Genomic DNA, 18,079 nt, shown 5'->3' on the forward strand with positions numbered 1-18,079 from the left:
ATGGGGAATCAGAAGGTTTTAATCACAGGTGCATCGGGTTTTTTAGGTTCTCACATTGTTGAAGCATTAAATGAGACCGACTATCAGTTGTTATTAACAAAAAGAAATCAATCCAACCTGAGTTCATGTACATCTTTCATTGATAAAGTGAAGTGGACCAATACCGACTCCAGTAACTTTGAAAAGGAAATAATTGATTTCTCGCCCGATATAATCATTCACGCTGCCTGGAATGGGGTTGCTGCAAAAAACAGAGATGAGTGGTCTACCCAAGTCGACAATCTTCAATACTTGCAACGCTTACTTAATATTGCTGCCAAATCCGGGGTGAAAAAATTTATAGGTGTTGGATCTCAGGCTGAGTATGGTCATTTCGATGGCTATGTTGATGAATCTTTTCCTACCAATCCTACTTCCGCCTATGGTGCATATAAAGTAGCCGCCCAGGTTATTATTAAAACTTTCTGCGAAGAGAAAAACATGCAGTGGTATTGGTTTCGTCTTTTTTCCTGCTTTGGTGAACGAGAAAGCGAGAACTGGCTCATTCCATCTGTTATAAAAAACATGATAGAAACAGATAAAATGGATCTCACAGGCGGAGAACAACAATACGCTTATTCTTATATAAAGGATGTGGCGAGAATATTTCTATCTGCAATCGAAAGCAATGCAGAAAGCGGAATCTACAATATCGCTGCTGATGAGTTACACTCTATCAAAGAGATACTATTGACAATCAGGGAATATCTGAATCCTCAATTTAAACTCAATTTCGGAGCATTGCCCTATCGTAGAAAGCAATCCATGATTAATGGTTCAAAGAATACAAAAACAAATACAGCTTTTGGACAAGTAAGCATATCCGATTTTAAAGAAAAGTTAATTCAAACTATAGAATTCTACAAAGCCCTCTATAATAATGATAAATGATAGCATATTATTAGCTAAGGAGATACGGAAGAGATCGCTTCAAATGGTGCATCAGGCAAACGCATCTCATATTGGCGGAGCATTTTCCATGGCCGATATTCTTGCAGTATTATATACTTCGGTACTAAAAAATGATGCAAGTAACCCTGACTGGGAAGATCGCGACCGGTTTATTCTCTCGAAAGGACATGCCTGTGTGGCACTATATTCTGTTCTATGTTTACGCGGATACTTTCCGGTAGATCTATTAGATGAATATGGTAAAGACGGAAGCAAATTATTATCACATACAACACATTATGTACCGGGAGTTGAAATCTCTGCAGGAAGTTTAGGTCATGGATTACCTATTGGCTGTGGAATTGCTTTGGCTGCAAAGTATAAAAAGAAAAGTTACCGAACATATGTACTTGTGGGCGATGGAGAAATGGACGAAGGATCCAATTGGGAGGCGTTGTTGCTGGCTGCTCACCAAAAGTTGGATAACCTTTGTTTAATTGTTGATTACAATAAAATACAAAGCCTGGGAAACACAAATGAAGTTTTGAACTTAGAACCTCTGAAATCAAAGTTCGAGGCATTCAACTGGAATGTTATCCAGATAAATGGGCACAATCATTGTGATATCCTAAAAGCATTTACTGAGGCTGAAAAAATTAAAGGAAAGCCCACCGTGATTATTGCCGATACAATTAAAGGGAAGGGAGTTTCCTACATGGAAAATGAGTTATTATGGCATTACAGAGCTCCAAATAAGGAACAATTAGAAATTGCATCCAAAGAAATTGACCAATGAGAACAGCGTTTATAAAACAACTAACAGAAGAAGCTAAAACCAACAATAAAATATTCCTTGTTGTTGCTGATTTAGGTTTCAGCGTTATTGAAGAGTTTGCCGAATTATTTCCTAATCAATTCTTAAATGTGGGCATTGCCGAACAGAACATGATAGGTGTTGCTGCCGGATTGGCCAAAGAGGGCTTTAATGTGTATGTATATTCTATTGGGAATTTTCCCACACTTCGGTGCATGGAACAAATCCGATATGATGTAGCATACCATAACCTGAGTGTAAAGGTTGTTTCGGTAGGGGCAGGCTATTCTTATGGCTCATTAGGGGCTTCACATCATGCTACCGAAGATGTAGGAATGTTAAGAACCATACCTAATATGATGGTTTGCTCTCCTGCCGATCCGGTTGAGGTAAAAGCACTTACTTCACACTCTGCCACATTCAATGGCCCTATGTATATCCGATTGGGGAAAGCAGGCGAAGCCATTGTGCACCCAAAAGACGTATCACTTAAAGTAGGCGAATTTGTTCCGGTTTCAACTCATAGTAATTCAAGCAAAGCGCTGTTGGTGAGTGGTTCTATTTTAAGCTATGCTATGCAATTCATAACCAACAATCATATCCAAACAAACGTTTTCAGTGTTCCTTTTGTCAAACCGCTGAGTAAAAACTACATCAAGAACTTTCTATCCGGATATTCGGATATAGTAGTACTTGAAGAACACCAAAAAAGCGGCGGAGTAGGCTCTGCCTTCATCGAGGTAGTTAATGACTTATATGCCAACAATGAGATTTCCGTATACCCCAGAATAAGAAGAATTGCTATTGACGATAAATTCTATTCAGTATCCGGTTCTCAGGCCTATATACGATCACAAGCAGGCTTAGTATTAAGCCCGGACTTATTTGATTAAGCAATGTTTGTTATTTTTTAAACAGGCCAACCAAAGCCTTAAATGGCCAATAGATTATTTTAAGGATTAATGCAAGAATGAAAACCAACATTATCAAGTAAAACAAAGGAAATCTTTTATAGTAATGCCAGATTACCAATAAAGATTTATCCATCTCAAAATAGTTGCCTTTCTTAGGAAATAAGAGATACCGAATAAAACGCTCTCTATACATATACAATGTATAGCGTCTATCTTTATTGAAGATTGGTTTAGATACAAGTTGTGCATCCATACAATCTTCCATTATCTCATAATATTTGCCTACATGTACGCCAAAATAATTATATCCGCCCCGAGGGCCTAATGGAAGTTTTGTTGTTTCAAAAATATTGTGATGAATAATTATAGCACAATTCTTGCTGCTAACAATCCGGTAAATCCAATCTACTTGTTGCAACGACGTATAAAAATAGCGATCTTTCTCTGTCAAAGCCTCAAAATCTTCGTGCCAACATCCAAAGCTGCTTAGCCATGTTGAATAGTAAGATACCGTATATATATATTCATCAAGCGAATTACATACTATTTCACTTTGTTTTGCTAACTCTTTCCGAACCTTTCGGATAAAGAAAAGGGGTTGGCGGGTTGATTGGTACTTACGGATACATTCTTTCATAAAGGCCAGCTGACCTTCCGGGAAGTAGATATAATCATTCTGAAGTTTCAGATAATCTCCGTGGGCGTAGCTCAAAACTACCTGAAAATTACGGTCGCGCACGTTTTCCTCATTACGGTAATAACGTACATTTGAATATTTATCTGTAAACTCGCGTACCACGTCGCCAGTATCATCCGTAGAATTATTGTCTGAGATAATAAGCTCCACTTCTTCATCGAATGCCGGATCAGAGGTAATCCGTTGCATTGTGTCTTTCAATATAGCACTACGATTATAAGTAGGGATGCAAATAGACACTAATATTTGTCGTTGCACATTCTCATTGCTACAGGTTATTTCCATTATTAAAAATCAAATTAGAATAATATTGTATTTGTTCAACACATAGCTCATAAACATTTGTGTGCTGATATTTTTTATACCAATTGGCAGTAAGTTCTACCATCTGGTCCAGATCCATTTGTGCTTTCCAATTCAGCCTGAACCTTGATTTAGAAACATCCAGCATCAAGATATTGGATTCATGTGGAGCATTATCTTCTGATAAATCTTGCAATTGCCCTTTCCCATAATAATGAATCATTTTAGAAGCAATATCCCCAACTGTAGTAATTGAGTCAAATGATGGTCCAAAATTCCATCCTTCGCAGTATTCGGTAGGAGATTCCCACATTTTCATGGCAAGAAGCATATATCCGCTCAATGGTTCCAGAACGTGTTGCCAGGGACGGATTGCATACGGATTACGAATGCCTATTGGTTTATTATCTTCCAGCGACCGAACACAATCGGGTATAATACGATCTTTTGCCCAATCGCCACCACCAATAACATTGCCGGCACGGGCACTCGCTATTGACTTACCATGATCTTTATATTGTTCCGGATTAAAAAATGAACGCCGCCATGACGAAATAGCGATTTCAGCAGCTCCCTTACTGCTTGAATAGGGGTCATACCCGCCCATCGGTTCATCTTCACGATATCCCCAGACCTGCTCCTTATTTTCATAGCACTTATCAGTTGTAATCATAACTCCAACCTTAACACTATCAGTTACCCTTATGGCTTCCATTACATGAATAGTGCCCATTACATTGGTTTCATAAGTTTCTACAGGAATCTGGTAACTCTGTCTTACAAGGGGTTGTGCAGCTAAATGAAAAACGATATCAGGTTGATAACGCTTAAAAACATCTTTCAGATATTGCCCGTTACGCACATCACCTCTTAAGTCAATAATCTTATTGCCGATTTTTGAAAGAACAAAATTATCTTTTGCAGTAACAGGATCTAAGGATATACCTATAACCTCTGCTCCTAGTTCATGAAGCCAGATTGAAAGCCAAGAACCTTTAAAACCGGTATGTCCTGTAATAAGGACACGTTTCCCCTTAAAAAAATTCACCATACTTTCCATTGGGCTTCTCCTTTCTCCCACATTTCATTTAACTCCCTATTATCCCTCAAGGTATCCATTGGCTTCCAAAATCCTCTATGTTTATACGCATTTAATTTCCCGTTTCGCGCAACCTCCTCCAAGGGTTTACGCTCAAATTCAATGGAATCGCCATCGGGTATATAATCAAAGATTTCGGGTTCGCATACAAAGTAACCTGCATTAATCCAGCTATGTTCAGCATTGGGCTTTTCCTGAAAAGATAAAACTTTATTAGATTCGTCATCTATTTCAAGCATCCCAAACTTACCTGTGGGTTTATAGGCTGTTACAGTGAGAACCGCACCCGATTTTTCATGAGATTGAATCGATTTATTAAGATCCAGATCTGTTACTCCATCGCCATAGGTCAATAAGAATCTTTCTCCTTTAACGTATTCCTGTATACGTTTCACTCTTCCACCAGTCATTGTATTTAAACCAGTATCTACCATAGTAACAGTCCACCCTTCAGAGTGGTTGTTATGTACTTCAATAGTATTATTTGCCAGATTTACAGTCAGGTCCGAGTTGTGATGGAAATAGTTCACAAAATACTCTTTAATCATATATTGCCTATAGCCACAACAAATAATAAAATCGTTTATACCATAGTGGCTGTATGTTTTCATAATATGCCACAAGATAGGTTTTCCACCTATTTCAAGCATAGGTTTCGGAATCGATATGGTTGCTTCACTAAGTCTGGTACCAAAACCACCCGCTAAAATAACAGCTTTCATCTCTCGTCTATTTTTTATATTACATTAAATTCTGGAAAGCGCCTCCTCATAAGCCCTTTTGAAGTAGTATCCCTCCGAAAGTCTCTTGCCAATCATCATCGCATTGCGTTTCATCTCTGCATATTCCTCTGGAGTAATTTTCGAGAGTGAATCGTTTAACTGATCTAGGGAAGAAATACAAATTCCAACTTTGTTTGTGCGAACAAATGCTGCCATGGCTGCTTTTTCCCAGATGATAACAGGCAGGCCGCAACGCATGTATAGAGAGAATTTATGTGGATTATTGATTTGCATATAGGCCCCGCGAGGACCATCGCATGAGTAAATAGAATTACCATCCCACACCAAACCAAAGTCGCCATCGGCCGAAGCAACCAATGTATCGGAAGAAACAAAGCCATGGTATGTAAAGAGTTCTTTCTTCTTTATGGCTTCCAAATCGAATCCACCACCATACAAGCTGAACCTGTAAGAATGGATATAATCCTCCAGATCATAAAGAAATTTATTTTTTTTAGAACTGAGTGTTCCAGCATAAAGAACTTTATAAGGTTGGCTTGGCAATGGTTTTTCAATAGGTTCTTTGTCCGATAGATAATCAAATATGCCCAGCACACCAATAGGTTGCTTGCAGCCGTTATCTTCCAGCCACTTTTTCATTACTTCATTGTGTGCAATCAGGTAATCAGAATAACTTAAGCGTTTGATCTCTTCTTTGGCTGTTATATGTTTGCGATAAAAACTACTTAGATCGTGAATAAGTGTAACTACTTTTGCCCCACGCATATGGGCAATTTTGCAAAGGTAAACATAATACTTACGAATATTGTAGGGTAGTAGCAGCACATCGCCTTTTTGAATGGGAAAAAGGGCTTTAACTGCACTGGCAAACGTGATGAAAAAATCTATAACTTTATTTTTGCTTGAAGGACGTGGAAAGGCAATATTCTTAAAACCCATACCTTGAATAATTTGGTCAACATCCTTTCTTGCTTTACTTGGCGTCTCTTTTAAGAAGTAACAATTCATTGTGATTACAGTGGTTTAATTAGCAATTAGTTCTTTCTTTACCAAATTCAAGGCCAGTTCTATTGTGTCGTCCATGTCCAAATAAGCATATTGGGCTAATCTACCACCAAACAGTACATTGGGTAATTTTGCTGCCAGTTCTGTGTATTGTTTATAAAGCTGGGTGTTAAATTGGTCATTTACAGGATAGTATGGCTCTTTGCCTGGCAGATATTCATCGGGATACTCGCGCGTTATAACAGTAGATGCTTGTGTGCCAAATTCAAAATGTTTATGCTCAATGATGCGCGTAAAGGGTATTTCTCTTTCGGTATAATTTACGACTGCATTTCCCTGATAATTATCTATGTCTAAATGTTCGTGCTCAAAACGAAGACTCCGGTATTCTAACCGCCCCAGACAACAGTCGAAATATTCATCAATGCAACCTGTAAAAAGGATCTTATCGGCCAGATTATTTAACACTGCTCTATGTTCCAGATAATCTACATTCAAACGAACTTCAACGCCTTGTAACAGAGCATTAATCAATGCATTATATCCACCATGAGGAATACCCTGATAAGTATCGTTGAAATAATTATTGTCGTAAATAAAACGAAAGGGAATACGTTTGATTATAAAAGCCGGAAGTTTAGTTGCCTCTCTCCCCCACTGTTTCTCGGTATAACCTTTTATTAAATAATAGTAAATATCTTTCCCGCATAGTTTCAAGGCTTGTTCTTCAAGGTTTGAAGGTTCTATATCAGCATAAGCACCTCTTTGCTCATCTAACTTGGCTTTGGCCTGAGCTGGGGTATTTACACCCCAGAGTTGCTTGAAGGTATTCATGTTAAAAGGAAGATTATACAAATTGTTCTGATAGCAGGCTAAAGGGGAGTTGGTATATCTGTTAAATTCAACAAATGAATTAACATAATCCCATACTTCTTTATTACTTGTATGCATAATATGGGCTCCATACTTGTGCACTTGGATATCAGCCATGTTCTCACAGTAAATATTTCCTCCACTATGTGTACGTTTCTCCACTACCAAACATCGCTTGCCTGCTAAATGCATTTGTTCTGCAAAAACGGCACCAAATAAGCCTGAGCCTACAATCAGGTAGTCATATTCTTTTTTACTCATCACCCAATAAGCCTAGTTAATACTCTTTTCATAAACATAGTATTGAAATATATTGCAAAAGTAATTCTTTATTTATACAACAGATATATCTTCAACGAAATCTTTTAAACTGTTTAGACACATTGAGAACAGGACAAAGCTATTCAATATTTACAAAACAAGCAACTGAACAAGAAAATAATTCAATTTATTTGTTTTCGTCCCATTACAACAAACATCTGGCTTTACTATGTTTCATTTCATCTCCTTATAGCATTCACCTTTGCACACCCGGGTCTACAAAACTAAGACACCCGGATGTTAACATATTGTACACCCGGGTGTTAATAGACTAATTCCAGTAACACAAATAACTTACTCAGTTACGCAGAGCTTTTTATTTTGATGCCGCAGGAAAGTAACTTAGCATTTCAATCACCCTAATATCTGAATTCATCATATTTACCTCTTATCAAACGTTATCCCTGGCCAATCATCCGTTCTAAATGGTGTTGCGGGCAAATTCGCTGTATTATAAAGATTGCATACCGGACTTCCTGCCCAGGCATACCTCACTGCAATTGGGAAAGGTACATGTGGCGAACTTACAAACACTTCGTTGTTTTCAATCACCGCATCGGCCCAGTAGTATTTGCGATCCGGACCAGCTACACTGAATCCTTTCAATATTGTGCCATCCTTTATTGTCAGTCCGTTTTCTATGTGTTTAAAAGAAACTTTTATCTTATTCCCCATAATGGTGTGCGATTGATACATTGGTCCTGCATAAGGTATCTTCTCTCCATATGCTTGGGCGCGGGCAACAAGCGAAAGTCTGTAGCCAACATCTTGTTTGTTAGTTGGATGAACATCGGCAGGATTGCCGACATCAATCGTAACCGCCATGCCGGTATTATCCATGTGCAGAGCCATTGCCTGGGCTTCGCGCAGTTCAGCCCAGTCGGATTCGCCGGGTTCTTTTTCAATGGCTTTGAAATTGGGCAACTGAACAAGATAGAAAGGGAAGTTATATCCCCACTTGGTGCGCCAGTCGTTTATCATTAAAGGCAAGAGGGTACGATATTGGTAGGCCCTTGCTTCGTTGTTTTCGCCTTGGTACCATATAGCACCCTTTATTTTGTAATTAGTGAAAGGGTGTATCATTGCATTGTAAAGTACTGTTGGGTTGTTGGGATTATTGGTATAATACAAAGGCAATGGGGTGATATCATTATTAATGTCTACAGCAACTTTATACTTCCAGTCACCAGCCAGTTCAATTCTTTCTGTTTGGTTGGCAAGGGCAATAAATACATTCTCCTTTTCGCCATGAAAGCCACCTTCGCCTCCACCATCATGTACTCTGACTGTGATTACTGCTTTTCCTTTCTTCACCAACCGTGTAGGAATGGTATATTCTCTGGGGGTCATAAAGCCAGATGTGCTTCCTATTTGCAGTCCATTAAAATAAGTTGTTTCATTATCGTCTACTTTGCCCAGGCTAAGGATTAAGTCTTTTCCATGCCAACTGGCAGGAATCTCAATTGTTTTTCTAAACCACACAATACCATCAAACCCAGGCAGTTTGCTTCCTTCCCACAATCCGGGTATTGACATCTTGTTCCAATTGTTGTCATTATAATCTATAAGGGCAGCCACCGGTTTATTGTTTTCCAGACCAAAATCTTTACGGATAAGTTCCTGATTCCATGCTTCTTGTTTTCCTTCAATGAATGCATTCCGCTCTGCCTCATCTATTGGGAGACTAATTTCGGCTATTGCTTCGCTGAAATTAGGGGTCATTTTCAAAGACTCTCCACTGGTCCAGGCTTCGATGCTGGTGCCTCCCCATGAAGAATTTATCAGGCCGATAGGTATATTGAGGTTGGTATGCAGGTTGCGCCCAAAGAAATAAGCCACAGCTGAGAAGTCGGATACTGTTGCTGGCGAGCACACTTGCCAGCCATTACCCCGAATATTGATATTAGATGTAGGAGCTGTACCGGTTGCCTTTTCAACTTTCAGTAAGCGAATGTTAGGATAGTTGGCTCCGGCAATCTCTGCTTTGTGGTTATCAATTTTAATCCAGTCGTCTAGTGTCATTTCCATGTTCGATTGCCCCGAGCACATCCATACTTCGCCAATCATAACGTTTCTCAGTTTCAGTTCTTTCTTTTCGGTGATGGTGATTTCGTAGGGACCACCATAGGCAGGTGTTTTTATTTTGGTGATCCAATTGCCCGAAGCATCGACTTGGGTTTCGTATTCGGCATTGTTCCAGGATGTTTTGATTTTGATATTCTTTCCTACTTTTCCCTTTCCCCAGATAGATACTTCCGATTGTTGTTGAAGAATCATATTATCGGAGAACATAGGAGGCATTTGTATTTGAGAGTAGGAACTTACAGATATAAAGAAGTAAAGAAGAAGGGTGTATATTTTGATATTGATTTGTGGTTTCATGTTATGAATATTTTATTGATTATATAACATTAACCACAGACTAAGTAGTCTGTGGTTAATAAATTCAATGCAAATTATTCAGCCTGCCATCCAGGATTCTGAACCATTAATTGATTGCGTCGTACTTCCTCGTCTGCTATGGGAAGCAAGTAATATCTCTTCTCAAAAACACGGTTTTCAAAAGGAGCTTTCTCAAAGAATTCGGGTGGGTCTTTCCGATAGTTCAAACCGCTAACCGAACCACCTTCACCACCTTTGTGCCAGCTTGGGTAAATCCATCCGTCACCATTCTGCATGTCGGCCACACACCAACGACGTACATCGAAATAATGATTCCATTCAAATGCAAGTTCAATAATACGTTCGCGGCGGATACGTTTATCTACTTCTTCGCGGGTTGCTGGATAAGGAATACGGGTATAACCGTTTTCATCTGTTCCGGTTCCGTACTCGGCAATACCGGCACGGTTTCGTATCATATTTATGTACTTCATAGCACTGGTGAAGTCGTTGGTTGCACTTAATGTTTCGGCATAACCCAGATAGATTTCGGCTAAACGAAGTAAAGGAATGTAATGACGTCCGGAGCGGCAATTGTCGGCAGCCATTTTCCGGATACCATAACCACCATAAGGAGTATCCCATCCACATTGATTGAAACCAGAGTTACCATTAAAATTTAATTCGGTAGTTACCTTACCCCAGGTTGTTTGGTCATTAACCCAAGTTGAACCATTGAAAGTTATATTCACATAAAAACGTGGTTCGCGGTGTGCCCATTGTTTCAATGTTTTGTCATCGTTCTGCTTAAAGTAGGTACGTTCTGGTACAACAGGGTCGTTGTAATCTTCGGGCCATCCATAATGTTCGGGGCCTGGTACTCCTTCAAATTCTACATAATCAGGATCGTCCTCAATACGTAATCCTTTATCAGTAAAATGCAAGTCTACCATTTCCTGTGTAGTAGAAAGGCCAAGGCCACCTTTAATCGCATCATTATCTACATGCTTATGACATGGGGTTATTTCATACAGACGATCGGCATGATCGTGTAAACGAATAAAAATAGCTTCGTCAGTAAAAGTTTGTCCGGCTGTTGCAGTTCGGTAAGAGTCATAATAATCAGTCTTTCCGTCGGCAGTTTTCTTGTAATACAAACTAAATTGCTGAGGAACAAATTCATCCAGAAATGCTTTGTAAGCATCACGTGCTTTTTCCCACTTTTGAGGATTTTCTGTTAGAGGAATTAGTTGAGTGCCGTCTGCATTCTTTAGTTTTTCCATATCGGGGTTACCATTAAATAACGGACTGGCAGCATATAACAACACCTGTGCTTTATAAGCTTTACAGAAAGCTTTGTCCACACGACCTAATTCACTGCGGGTAGCTTTAGTTGGCAGATCTTTGTATGCTTCGTCCAGCTCGGCAACAATATAATCTACACATTCATCTATTGTATTACGGGCTTTCAGCATGTTTGCCAAAGGAGTGTTCATGTCAATCGGTTCTTCACCCAACAAAGGAATAGGTCCATGAATTCTCATCAACATAAAATAATAATATGCTCTCAGAGCTCTTGCCTCTGCCTTTCTTTGTGGACGTTCGTCTCTACCATTAGTTGCCAGTTCATTACATTTGTCTACATTGCTAATAAAAATACTGGCGCGGGCAATTGCTTTATAGTAGTTTTCGTAAAAGTGTAGTGCCAAACGAGAACCTGAGGTTATATTTCCCAGATTGAATTCGTTAGACTGGTGCCAGTCCCATGAATAATTACCCTCGATGGTAATACCTGTCCATAGACCACCCCGGTTATCCCCATCCCAAAAATACCGTTCCTTATCTTCGGTAGGAACATAACTATATACATTTGCCAAAAAAGCAAGTGTCTTGTTTTTGTTGGAGAATGTATCGTCCATATCCGATACATGACCGGGTACACTTTCGAAGAAGTCGTTGCACGAACTGAGTCCGAGCAGTACAACTATCATGCATATTCCTTTAAATATCTTTTTCATATCTTGTGTATTCATGATTTAAAAATTAAAATTGACTCCCAGAGAATAGTTTGAGGTATTGGGGTAGCTGGTACCATTGTCTGTATTCAGTTCCGGATCCCATAATTTGAATTTCGAGAAGGTAAGAACATTAGTTCCCATCAGGTATATCTTCGCACTCTTTAAACCTATTTTTGATATCAGAGATTCTGGAAGATGGTAAGCTATTGTCAACTGTTTCAGGCGTAGATAGCTCATGTCTTTTTGCCACCAGGTACTCACCTTGTTATTGTTGGAGTTGTTGGATTGTCCGTAGTGCAAACGTGGATAGAATACATTCTGATTGGTAGGATCATCTGCCGACCAACGGTCGCCAATATTACTATACAGGTTGTCTATACCGTTGATGCTGGAGAATGGCTGTATGGAATTACCGCTTAAACAACGGTCAACCTTGGCTTGTCCCTGAAAAATTGCACTGACGGAGAACTGTCCGATTTGCAGGTCGGCACCGAAACCATAATATACTTTAGGAACATTTCCCTGCCCAATGAGGCTTTTATCATAATCATCAATGATACCATCGCCATTCAGGTCTTTATATTTTATATCTCCTACTTTCACTGTTCCCGGAGGCGTTGCACTTTTTGCTATTTCCTCTTCACTGGTAAATAAGCCTTCGGCAATGAGTCCCCAGCGTCCGTTTACGTTTGTGCCTCTCTTTTCTAACCATGAATATGGCTGTGCAGGTTCGTCGTTTTCAATGATTTTATCTTCATTCCAGGTAATGTTTCCACGTACAGAAAGGAATGTTTTCTTTCCGAATTGATGGTTCCATTCCATAGCTGCTTCAATACCTTTGTTCTCAACTATACCCAGGTTACCGTAAGGCATTTCGGTCCAACCGGCATAAGACGGTACGGTTTTACGTTGCAAGAAGATGCCTTCGCGACGTTCTTTAAACATATCTACAGTAAAAGACAATTCATCATTCAGGAATTTAATATCAACACCAAGGTCTTGTTTGCGTGAAGTAGACCATCCTACGTTTACTCCATATTTAGAAATTCCCCATCCACCTATATAATTATATCCATCGCCAAAACGATATCCTTCGTTACCATTCATTTCGGAAAGGTACATGTAACGACGGTCCGCAACGGCATCGCTACCTACTTTACCATCCGTATATCTGAATTTAAGGTACGATACATATTTTTGTATCGGTGCCCAGAATGCTTCGTTCGAAACTGCCCATCCTAATCCGAATGCTGGGAAAGTACCGAAGCGTTTACCTGGTGAAAAGTTCTCGGAACCATTATAACCAATATTAAACTCTGCAAAGTAGCGGTCTTTCCATGAATAGGTAGCACGTCCGGCCAATCCCTGTTGTTTGTAAGGAAGAGTTCCTCTTAAATCTCCGGCTGTTGTGTTGCGGTATGATTTCTGGTTATAGAGGAAAAGTGCTCCTACACGATGATCACCAAACATACGATCATAGTTCATTGAAGCTTCCACGTAGAAACTGCGGTTGCTGTTTGTGTCACCACCTTCGAATTTAAGTTCTTCGTTTCCTTCATAGGTGCGCACCATATTATATGTGCCGTCTTCATTGAACACATCATTATTCCATAATCCCGTAGTTGTATTTTTAGTACCGCCAAAGTAATAAGTCGATTCGCGTTTATTGTACTTAAGGTCACGTGAAGTGTAATTATCGAATGCTATCAAAGCATTTACCTTTAAACCTTTACTCCAGTTCCAGAAATCAAGGTCTTGAGATACACGCAGATTTGTATTAATAGTAGAACGATATTCGTTCTTGTATCCTCTGCGGGCTAAATCAGCATAAGGGTTACGCATATCTCCTAATCCGCTGATACCTGAAACACTTCCATCGGGCATCATTAACGGCATGTAAACCGGATTGATTTCCATTGCCGACTTGAAAAGATCACCTGTTGATTGTTGCGGATAGTTCCCTTCCGAAATGTAACCGCTTACACCAACATCTACAGCCAGTTTGTTGGTTGGGCGCAAATTGAGGTTTGATACAAAGTTATAACGATCGAAGGAGATACCTGTATTGTAGTTCTCACGTTTGATGTTGTTTATCAATCCGTCTTCTCCGTAATAGGTTAATGATACATAGTAGCTTGCATTAGGAGATCCGCCACGTACACTGATGTTGGCACGTCTGTTACGTCCCCAATCGTCGAACAGTTCTTTCATCCAGTCTACTGCCGGATAGAGGTATGGGTTATACATTTGCAGATTGTCATTGGCCAATAACCCATGTGCTTTTTGGGTAGCTTCAATGTATTGAGGCGAATAAAGAACGCCGCCATTATAAGAGTCGGCATACGCTTCATTAGCAGCATCCATATAATCATAAGCATTTGCCAGTTTTACCTTCTTAGTCATGGTGATGAAACCTTCGTAGTAATCCACATTAAACTGCGGTTTGCCTACCTTACCCGGTTTTGTTTTCACAATGATTACTCCGTTTGCACCGCGAACACCATACACAGCAGTAGCAGAGGCATCTTTTAATACGGTGAATGATTCAATATCATCTGGGTCGATGTTATTCAGTTTACGTTCAATACCATCTACCAGTACAAGGGGTTGTGAATTCTGACCAATAAATGTAGAAATACCACGAATCCAGATTTCCGAGTCGTCATGTCCCGGTTCTCCCGAACGTTGAACTGCAACCACCCCGGCAATACGCCCCGATATGGCCGACGATAGATTTGCTGTGGGCATCTTGGCTTCACTCATTTTCAAAGTAGATTGGGCACCTACTACCGAAACTTTACGTTGCTGCCCATAACCCACTACAACAACTTCATCGAGTGCAGAGACATCTTCTTCCAGAACAACATCCAGTACTTTGCTTTTACCCACTTTTACTTCTTGGGTTTTATAGCCAATAAAAGAAACAATAATTACCGGATTCCCGGTTGACAAGTTAAGCGTGTACTGACCATTCATATCAGTAATTGCTGCATTCGAGGAACCTTTTTCCTGGATTGTTACTCCAATCATAAATTCTCCTTCTGCATCAGATACACGTCCAACTAATTGTGTGTCTTGTGCATAACTCATGATGCTTGTCGCCAACAACACGGTTAATAAACATGCTTTAAGCAGACTTTTCAATGTTTGTTTTTTCATGCGTTTTATCTGTATAAAATTAAGTATGTAGATTTAAATCTGTGTCAAAAGTAGGGTATCAGATAGTTTAACCGGCTTATGAAAGATGCAAAAATTAGTGCGTTTACAGCAAATTGGTTTCAGGACGCATTCGTTTCAATTTTTGCTTCATTTATATTCTATATCCCCTCCTTATCCAAGAAGGGGAATCCATGCGGTAACATCGTTATTTTATCTCTAGCAAATCATTTGCTTGTAGCGATAAAGTAATCAATCTGTTATTATCAGGATCTGCATCCATCTTCTTACCATTTACCAATACATTATATTTTCCTGAAGTTTCTGGTAACTTTATACTAAATGTATTATCTGTTGTTGCCTTTAGCGAAGCTGTTATCAGCTTTCCATTTTTCCATTGAGCCGATACTTCACCGCCACCCCGAACACTAATACCTTCATAACTCCCGTCTTTCCATTCCTGTGGTAAACACGGCAGAAACTCAATAATACCATCGTGGCTTTGCACCAACATCTCGGCAATACCGGCTGCACCGGCTGCGTTTCCATCGAATATAAAGATATCATAAGGTGCTCCGGCAATACCGGCAGGAGAAATACTGAGTAGATTCTCACGGGTTAATGTCCGCATCAACTGCTGAACACTGGCATAAGCCTCATTGGTATCTCGCAAACGTGCATAGAAACAAATCATATTAGCACGGCTCCACTCAGTATCCTCCCAATCGGGAGTGGCCAAACGGTTCTCTATTGTCTTTCGGCAAGCAGTTGCCAACTCCGGTGTTTTATCCGGAGTTATTTGTGCATACGGATAAAGTGCCAATAGATGAGTGGTATGCCGGTGATTGGGATGTGCTTCCTCGTAATCCTCAAACCATTCCTGTAATCCCCCGTTTCTATCGGATATATAGAAAGGTGGTAGTTTGTCGAGGGCGGTTTGCAAACTATCGCCAAAGCTTTGGTCAACACCCAGTATTTGGGTAGCCTGCAAACAGTATGAAAATATTTCGTGAGCCAATACCCGGTCGCAGGTAGGCATCATGGAGGCGCATTGTTCATTGCCTTCATAACGGAAACTGTTTTCGGGTGAGATACTTGGCCCTGTCATCAGGTATCCGTTATTGGGATTAACCACCATATAATCTAACAGGAATTCAGCATTACTTTTTAATAGCGGATAAGCCACCTCGGCCAAATATGTTTTATCCTGTGTATATTCGTACTGCGTCCATAAATGAGAAGCAATCCACGAAGAAGCAGTAGGGAATAATCCCCATAAAATACTTCCTGATACAGCAGTGTATCCCCACGGGTTAGATGTGGTATGAACCGTCCACCCTTTGCAACCATAAAGATCGTGAGCGGTTTTAGCACCATGATGAGATAAGTCTTTGATATAGCCGAACAGCGGCAGATTACATTCAGGTAAATTACCTACATTGGCAATCCAGTAGTTTTGTTGTGTGTTGATGTCTAAGTGATAATCATTTGTCCAACCCATGTGGCAGGCCAGATTATCATTAAAGAAACCCTGCAACGCAACAGGCAATGGCGAATCCGGCCGCGAAGAGGCAATCAACAAATAACGTGCATACTGAAAGAAAAGTGCATCTAACCCCGGATCGGTAGCGCCTTCTTTTACCTCTTTCCAGCGACGGTTAGTAGGGATATTATTCTTTCCACCATTCCCCAAAGAAAGATTTACTCGCTTGAATAGTGGTGCATAATCATCAACGTGGCGCTTTCTGAGTGTTTCAAAATCACTCATTAAAGCCGTTTCCACCGTTTCTTTGCATTTATTCTTAAATGCATAACCGCCAAAAGTAGTGCTTTTATAATTGGTACGGATATCAGTAACAAGTGTTACTCTGGTGGCATCCTTGATTTGCAGTGTCTTTTCTCCGGCTGTTAGTGTTCCACCATTGAGCTTTACAGCTACCCGCCCATCGAACAGTACACCACCCGAACCATGTTTATCGAACTCTGCATTTCCGGTATAAACAAGCTGCTCTCCTTCTGCAAAAACTTCTGCATTCCGCAACAAATCAAGACTTATCTCCATGTTGATGCTACCGGGCTTGCTTGCTTTCATATCCCAAACCACCACTTCATCGGGGTTTGTTGCTATACATTCTCTGGTATAAGAAACATTTCCAACCTGATAGGTTACTTTACTTACAGCTGTATTCAAGTCGAGTTCGCGTTCATAGTTCGATACTTCACCTGCGGGGTATGTAAAACGAATCTTTAAATCGCCCATAGGCAAATGGGTTCCAGCCGAATGTGGTGAGCCGTTCATCTGACCTCCGGCAACATTATTACCTTCGGCCAGTTTACCTTCGAAAAAAAGCTGTCTTACTGCATCTAACTTTTCCCGGCCAAAGGGGCGTTGCTGGTTTGGGTCGTATTGACCAGACCATAAAGTGCTTTCGTTAAGAGCCAGTGTTTCCTCCTCAACACCTCCGTAAACCATAACCCCTAAACGTCCGTTTCCAACTGGGAGCGATTCCATCCATTCGGCAGCAGGTTGTTCATACCATAGTTTCATTGTGCTGTCTGCCAAATCGTTCGATTGGCAACTTGTTAACAAAATGGCTCCCCCAAGGAAGCCTGCTAATTTTTTAGTTGTATTCATATATCAATAGGTTTGTACTGTCTTTTTGATGTTAGCAAAGATATTTCCCGTAAATTGCCCAAAACTAAATGAATGCGTCTATTATTGTAACATATGATTCATTCCGGAACAACCTATTGATTTTTATCTATATTTGCATCAAACATAGCCTTTCACCATGACACGATTAAAGCTATTCACAAGCACATT

At 40.1% G+C, this 18,079-nt stretch carries 12 protein-coding genes; 3 read left to right on the forward strand and 9 right to left on the reverse strand.

Translation table 11 applies throughout. The features are described 5' to 3' along the window. From D0T85_RS07865 to D0T85_RS07875, 3 genes are read left to right on the forward strand one after another with little or no spacing between them, the layout of a single operon-like run. Entirely contained in the window at positions 1 to 930 is a 930-nt protein-coding gene (locus D0T85_RS07865) for an NAD(P)-dependent oxidoreductase (RefSeq protein WP_163211986.1), read from the forward strand. Further along, entirely contained in the window at positions 920 to 1,726 is an 807-nt protein-coding gene (locus tag D0T85_RS07870; protein WP_163211988.1) for a transketolase, read from the forward strand. Before D0T85_RS07865 ends, D0T85_RS07870 begins: the two co-directional genes overlap by 11 nt. Then, entirely contained in the window at positions 1,723 to 2,637 is a 915-nt protein-coding gene (locus D0T85_RS07875) for a transketolase family protein (protein ID WP_163211990.1), read from the forward strand. The genes D0T85_RS07870 and D0T85_RS07875 overlap by 4 nt, the downstream gene beginning before the upstream one ends. Positions 2,638 to 2,647: 10 nt before the next feature. Here D0T85_RS07875 and D0T85_RS07880 read toward each other — a convergent pair whose 3' ends face one another. The 9 genes from D0T85_RS07880 to D0T85_RS07920 all read right to left on the reverse strand — a co-directional run bounded on the left by D0T85_RS07880 (position 2,648) and on the right by D0T85_RS07920 (position 17,890). Then, entirely contained in the window at positions 2,648 to 3,640 is a 993-nt protein-coding gene (locus tag D0T85_RS07880; protein ID WP_163211992.1) for a glycosyltransferase family 2 protein, read from the reverse strand. Then, entirely contained in the window at positions 3,624 to 4,709 is a 1,086-nt protein-coding gene (gene rfbG / locus D0T85_RS07885) for a CDP-glucose 4,6-dehydratase (protein WP_239060669.1), read from the reverse strand. The genes D0T85_RS07880 and rfbG overlap by 17 nt, the downstream gene beginning before the upstream one ends. After that, positions 4,703 to 5,479: a glucose-1-phosphate cytidylyltransferase gene (gene rfbF / locus D0T85_RS07890; RefSeq protein WP_163211996.1), complete on the reverse strand. Its 777-nt coding sequence runs from the start codon at positions 5,477 to 5,479 to the stop codon at positions 4,703 to 4,705. Before rfbF ends, rfbG begins: the two co-directional genes overlap by 7 nt. 24 nt (positions 5,480 to 5,503) lie before the next feature. Continuing rightward, positions 5,504 to 6,508, reverse strand: coding sequence for a galactofuranosyltransferase (locus D0T85_RS07895; RefSeq protein ID WP_163211998.1), 1,005 nt, complete (start codon positions 6,506 to 6,508; stop codon positions 5,504 to 5,506). A 15-nt stretch (positions 6,509 to 6,523) separates the two neighbouring features. Further along, positions 6,524 to 7,639: a UDP-galactopyranose mutase gene (gene glf, locus D0T85_RS07900; RefSeq protein WP_163212000.1), complete on the reverse strand. Its 1,116-nt coding sequence runs from the start codon at positions 7,637 to 7,639 to the stop codon at positions 6,524 to 6,526. A 441-nt stretch (positions 7,640 to 8,080) separates the two neighbouring features. Continuing rightward, the gene (locus D0T85_RS07905; protein ID WP_163212002.1) at positions 8,081 to 10,081 is read right to left on the reverse strand and encodes a sialate O-acetylesterase; all 2,001 of its coding nucleotides are present in this window, start codon (positions 10,079 to 10,081) and stop codon (positions 8,081 to 8,083) included. A 74-nt stretch (positions 10,082 to 10,155) separates the two neighbouring features. Further along, complete coding sequence (locus D0T85_RS07910; protein ID WP_239060670.1) at positions 10,156 to 12,114, reverse strand: RagB/SusD family nutrient uptake outer membrane protein; 1,959 nt, start codon at positions 12,112 to 12,114, stop codon at positions 10,156 to 10,158. Between the two features lie 3 nt (positions 12,115 to 12,117). Then, positions 12,118 to 15,273: a SusC/RagA family TonB-linked outer membrane protein gene (locus D0T85_RS07915; protein WP_370459941.1), complete on the reverse strand. Its 3,156-nt coding sequence runs from the start codon at positions 15,271 to 15,273 to the stop codon at positions 12,118 to 12,120. Between the two features lie 190 nt (positions 15,274 to 15,463). Continuing rightward, the gene (locus tag D0T85_RS07920; protein ID WP_370459939.1) at positions 15,464 to 17,890 is read right to left on the reverse strand and encodes a glycoside hydrolase N-terminal domain-containing protein; all 2,427 of its coding nucleotides are present in this window, start codon (positions 17,888 to 17,890) and stop codon (positions 15,464 to 15,466) included. Positions 17,891 to 18,079: the final 189 nt, after the last annotated feature.

Source organism: Bacteroides sp. 519, assembly GCF_010500955.1.
Taxonomy (GTDB): Bacteria; Bacteroidota; Bacteroidia; order Bacteroidales; family Bacteroidaceae; genus Bacteroides.